5 protein-coding genes are annotated in these 4,661 nt (G+C 74.0%); 3 read left to right on the top strand and 2 right to left on the bottom strand.

Annotated features, from left to right (window positions below; all coding sequences use genetic code 11):
* Positions 1-72 precede the first annotated feature (72 nt).
* Positions 73-1,401 carry an MFS transporter gene (locus ABZ719_RS37250; RefSeq protein WP_366729602.1) on the bottom strand — a complete coding sequence of 443 codons (1,329 nt, stop codon included), beginning with the start codon at positions 1,399-1,401 and terminating at the stop codon, positions 73-75.
* Between the two features lie 184 nt (positions 1,402-1,585).
* On the opposite strand from ABZ719_RS37250, the gene ABZ719_RS37245 reads away from it, so the two are divergent.
* From ABZ719_RS37245 to ABZ719_RS37235, 3 genes are all read left to right on the top strand, one after another.
* A complete protein-coding gene (locus tag ABZ719_RS37245) occupies positions 1,586-2,770 on the top strand; it encodes a serine hydrolase (RefSeq protein WP_366729601.1) in 1,185 nt (394 codons plus the stop codon).
* Positions 2,771-2,960: 190 nt separating this feature from the next.
* The gene (locus ABZ719_RS37240) at positions 2,961-3,233 is read left to right on the top strand and encodes a hypothetical protein (protein ID WP_366729600.1); all 273 of its coding nucleotides are present in this window, start codon (positions 2,961-2,963) and stop codon (positions 3,231-3,233) included.
* A 40-nt stretch (positions 3,234-3,273) separates the two neighbouring features.
* Positions 3,274-3,573, top strand: a complete 300-nt coding sequence (locus ABZ719_RS37235) for a hypothetical protein (RefSeq protein ID WP_366729599.1) — start codon at positions 3,274-3,276, stop codon at positions 3,571-3,573.
* Between the two features lie 155 nt (positions 3,574-3,728).
* On the opposite strand, the gene ABZ719_RS37230 is transcribed toward ABZ719_RS37235, so the two are convergent.
* A complete protein-coding gene (locus ABZ719_RS37230) occupies positions 3,729-4,586 on the bottom strand; it encodes a PfkB family carbohydrate kinase (protein ID WP_366729603.1) in 858 nt (285 codons plus the stop codon).
* Positions 4,587-4,661: the final 75 nt, after the last annotated feature.

The raw sequence follows: 4,661 nt of genomic DNA, 5'->3' as shown, positions 1-4,661 counted from the left end.
CCCGGCTCAGCCGGCCCGCCGCAGCCCCCGCACGTCCAGCTCACTCGGTCCCTCTCCGCCCGGGCGTCCCGCTCAGCCCGCCCGCCGCAGCCGCCGTACGTCCCGCTCGGGACGGATCGCGGTCACGGCGATCAGTCCGCAGACCAGCATCACCGCGGCCGACAGCAGGAACGCGTGGGTGTAGCCGGTGCTCCGGGAGGGAGCGGAGTCCAGCAGGCGCCCGGTCAGGTACGGGGCCACCAGGCCGGGCAGGGTGCCGGTCGCGGCGACGATGCCGAAGACCGCTCCGCGCCGTGCGGACGGCACGACCGCGGCCGTCGTCATGTAGTGCAGCGGGAAGGCGATGGCGTGCGCGCCGAAGGCCACCGCCAGCAGGGCCAGGAGCAGCGGCCGGGCGCCGGCGAAGGGGAGCGCCGCCATGGCCGCCGCGGCGACGGCGACGGCGATCCCCTGCGGCGCGCCGGTCGACCAGCGGATCGGCACGCCGCGCCGGTTGAGCGCGTCGACCAGCGGGGACACCGTCAGCAGCAGCACGAAACTGAACCCCGACACGGCGCTGATGAGCGTGGCCGCTCCGCCCGGTGACATGCCCAGCTCGGTGCGCAGGTAGGCGGGCAGCCACGCCTGGCTCAGCGACAGGGCCCAGGAGGCGCCGAAGGCTCCCGCGATGCTGCCCAGCACGGTGCCGTTCAGCAGCAGCCGGCGCAACGGCGGCCGGACCGCCGCTGCGGAGCCGGCCGCGGCGCCGTGCACGGGGTCGTGGCCGTACGGTCCGTCGTGCCCCGTCCGCCACCACAGCAGACCCCACACCACGCTGACCGCGGCGAGCGCGGCGAAGGCGGAACGCCAGCCGAACGCGGTGATCAGCCAGGTCACGACCGGTGCGGCGATCAGCGTGCCGAGCGCGGCGCCGCTGATCTGCAACGCCGACGGCAGGCCCCGCCGGTCCTCGGGGAACCACGTGTAGAGCGCGTGCATGGACATGGGCGCGGCCGGACCCTCGGCGAAGCCCAGCAGCACCCTCCCCGCCACCAGGGCGGGCACGGACGCCACGAGGAGCACGGGCAACTGGGCCGCCGCCCACAGGGCTGCCAGCACGGTCAGGAGCACACGGCTCGAGACCCGTGCGGAGACGATTCCGCCCAGCAGTCCCGAGAGGCTGAACAGCAGGGCGAAGGAGCTGGAGATCAGGCCGTAGGTGCTGTTGCTGATGTGCAGTTCGTCCATGATCGGTACGGCCGCGAGGCCCAGGACGGACTTGTCCGCGTAGTTGACCAGCATGAACGCCACGATCAGTGCGGTGATCAGCCACGCGCGGCGACGGCCGGGCGGCGAGCCGGGCGGCGGCCCGGTGGCCTCCGGGCGGGGGGCGGGGCGGGACTGCGGCTGCGGCTGGACCATCGGGCACTCCTGGGGCTCAGGATATTGAAAACGGAGTATGTTCCCGTACAAGCTGTCTGGTACTGATCGCTTGACTCGGCAACCTAAGTCGCCGGACGGCGCCAGGTCAACGCCTCGAACGACAGCGCTCCCGGAAATCCCGAGGAGCAGCACCTCCGGAAACCCGAACCGACAGGAGTGACCCATGACCGAGACAGCCCCGTCGAGTCATCTGATGTGGAGCCGCGGCTACACGGACCCGGCCTGGATCCGCCGCTTCACCGCACAGGGCCGTGAACTCTCACCCAGCCGACGCGTGTGGCGGGGTCTGGCTCCCGCCCGTCACCTGCCGCACCGTGCGGCCGACCTGGACGCCCTCGACGTCGTCACCACCGACGCAGGCGCACTCAAGCTCGCCGACCTGTTCGCCGCGGCCCAGACGGACGCGTTCGTGGTGCTGCACCGCGGCGAGGTCGTCTACGAGCGCTACCTGCACGGCACCGACGCGCACACCCCCCACTTCAACGCCTCGGCGGCCAAGTCCTACCTCGGGCTCGTCGCGGCGACGCTCGCTCACCAGGGGATCCTGGACCGCACGGCCCCGGCCTCCGCCCATGTCCCGGAACTCGCGGGAACCGCCTTCGGCGACGCCCGGGTCCAGGACCTGCTGCACATGGGCACCCGGGTCAGCTACGCGGGACGGCCCTTCGACAAGGCACTGGAGGCCCAGCGGTACCAAGCGGTGATCGCCCCGCGACTGCGGCCGTTCGGTTACAGCGGCCCGGACGGCATCCGTGAACACCTGCTGACCGCCCGCGCCACCGGGGCCCCGGGAGAGGAGTTCCGCTACGAGAACGGCAACGTGGAGGCGCTGGCCGAAGTCCTCCGCCGGGTCACGGGCCTCACCACGTCCGCCCTGCTCAGCGACCTCCTGTGGAGCAGGATCGGGGCGGAGGAGGACGCGTACTACATCCTGGACGGCGACGGTGTCGAAGCCGCCTGCGGGGGCTTCAGCGCGACGGCACGCGATGTGGCCCGGCTCGGTGAGATGCTGCGCTGCGGCGGGGCGGTGGAGGGCTGGCAGGTGGTCCCGGCGGAAGTGGCCGGCACCATCACCAGCGGTGTGCCCGACGGCTACCCCCGCCGCGTCCGCTTCCCGGCCGCGCCCCCCGACTCACCGGCCACGCTCTCCTACCACGACCTGTGGTGGGTCCTGAACGACCCCTACGGTTCCTACATGGCCAGCGGCATCCACGGCCAGCGGCTCTTCGTGTCGCCGGGCCTGGACCTCGTGGTCGTCCACTTCGGCTCGCAGGTCATGTCGCCCGCGGTGCCGCCGGTCCCGCTGGTCCAGGCGTTCGTGCGGATCGGCGTCCGTCTCAACTCGTGAAAGCGGGTGGTGAGAACGGCGGAGTCCGGTCCGTGACCGGGTGACGGTCCCGGACTCCGGTCGGCCCCCTGCCGGCCGCTCCGGGCCGGGTGGTCCGCTCCAGCCAGGTGAGACTGCCGTCGTCCAGGCCGGCGCGGTCCGCCGGCGGACGGACGAACCGGCTCGCGCCCGGGCCCTGTACGCCTCCGTCGTGGCGCGCTCCTCGGGCGCCGCCGTGCGCGGCGCCCTGATCGCCTCCGCGCGTCCGACGCAGCCGCGGCAGGTCCGCCTCCCTCGCCCGGCGGCTGCACCCGGCTGGGGCGCCCTGGAGCCGGACTCGGTGCTGCCCGAGGGCATCGCGGCCCCGGCCCACCTGGCGCAGCGCGTCGGCACCCCGGCGGACCGGGCCGGGCGGGCCCCGGCGTCCGGCAGCCAGGTGCCCCCGTGTGAACCGCCCGCCCCGGACCTGCGTCTTCCCCCATGACCGTCACCACAGGAACGCACACGGACAGGGAAGACGTACTGTGACAGACAAGGGCGTCGAGCGGAGCGACGAGCGGCACGAGGTGGAGCCATGGTGGGCGGGCCTCGGGACCTGGGGAGCCGTCGCACTGATCGTCTTCGGTGGCCTCGCGATCATCTGGGTCTCGTTGCGACTGCCCGGCACGCCCGAGGAGTTGGCGACCGGTTACTACGGGGCCGCGAAGGTCGTCGCGATCGGCCTGGTGGTCGCGGGAGGCGCCTTGCTGGGACGCCTTCGTACCCGCGCCGCGGGCACCGAGGAGACGGCCGAGGAGGCGGGCCGGGCGAAGGCCATGGAGTAGAGGGCCCCGGAGGAGAACCCGCGCAGGTGAAGGCGATCCGCGAGTCCCGGCGCCGCCCGCGGCCCGGTTCGGTCGGGCCGGGCGGACGAGGACGTGCGGACGAGGACGTGCGGGCACCGGCCGGGCAGGCGGTGCGTACGGGGGCGCGCGGCCGGTCAGCGGGGTGCGGGCTCGCTCGGGCCCCGGCCGCCGGCCCGCGCCACCGGTGTCGGCCAGCCGGAACCGAAGGCGGCCTCCACGAAGCACTGGTGGTAGGCCGCCCGCGCGCCCTGGTCCAGGGCGCGTTCGAGGGCTTCGGGGGCCGGTGCGGCGCGCCGGGACCATCCCTCGCGCAGCAGTGAGACGGCGAACCCGGCGAGGAAGGCGTCTCCGCAGCCCATCGTGTCGGACATGGCGGCGGGGTCGGCGACCCGGGCCGGCGCGGCGGCCGTGGTCCGGCCGTCGTACGCGATCGCCCCGTCCAGGCCCCGGGTGGCCAGCGCCATCCCCGCCCCCCGCCGCACAGCCTCGGCGAGCAGCGCACGCGTGGCGGCCTCGTCCAGGTGCGAGCACGACAGCAGGGCCAGGTCGACATGGGGGCAGACCCGGTCGAGGTAGGCGGGCGTGCGGTACTCGTCCTCGTCGGAGAAGTCGAAGCTGATCAGCGGGCCGGCCGTGGCGAGGCGGGGGAGTACGGCCTCGGTACCGGAGTAGACGCTGGAGTGCACGAGGGTGAAGGACGCGGCGTAGGCGAGCAGGGCGGGAGTGAGGGGCAGGGCCCGGCGGACGTCGGTGCCGCCCGGGTCGTAGCCGAGGAAGACCCGGTCGCCGTCCCGCACGTGCAGGGTCGAGACCGAGGTCGCACCCGGGCGTACGACGCTGTGGTCCACGGCGACGCCCTGTGCCGCGACGGCCGTGCGCAGGGCGGTGCCGAGGCCGTCGTCACCGAACACCCCCAGATAGGCGGCGTCCAGACCGAGCCGGCGGGTGTAGACGGCGACGTTGACGCAGTTGCCGCCGGGGTACGCGTCCAGGGTCAGGCGGTCACGTCACCGCCACCCTCGGCGCCCCTGACGATCACCAGGAATGTGTCCGTCGCGAGGTCCATC

Source organism: Streptomyces sp. NPDC006743, assembly GCF_040703815.1.
In the GTDB taxonomy this organism is placed as follows: domain Bacteria; phylum Actinomycetota; class Actinomycetes; order Streptomycetales; family Streptomycetaceae; genus Streptomyces.
Note: the sequence above shows the minus strand (reverse complement) of the source record. Positions and strands in the feature narration are given on the sequence as shown.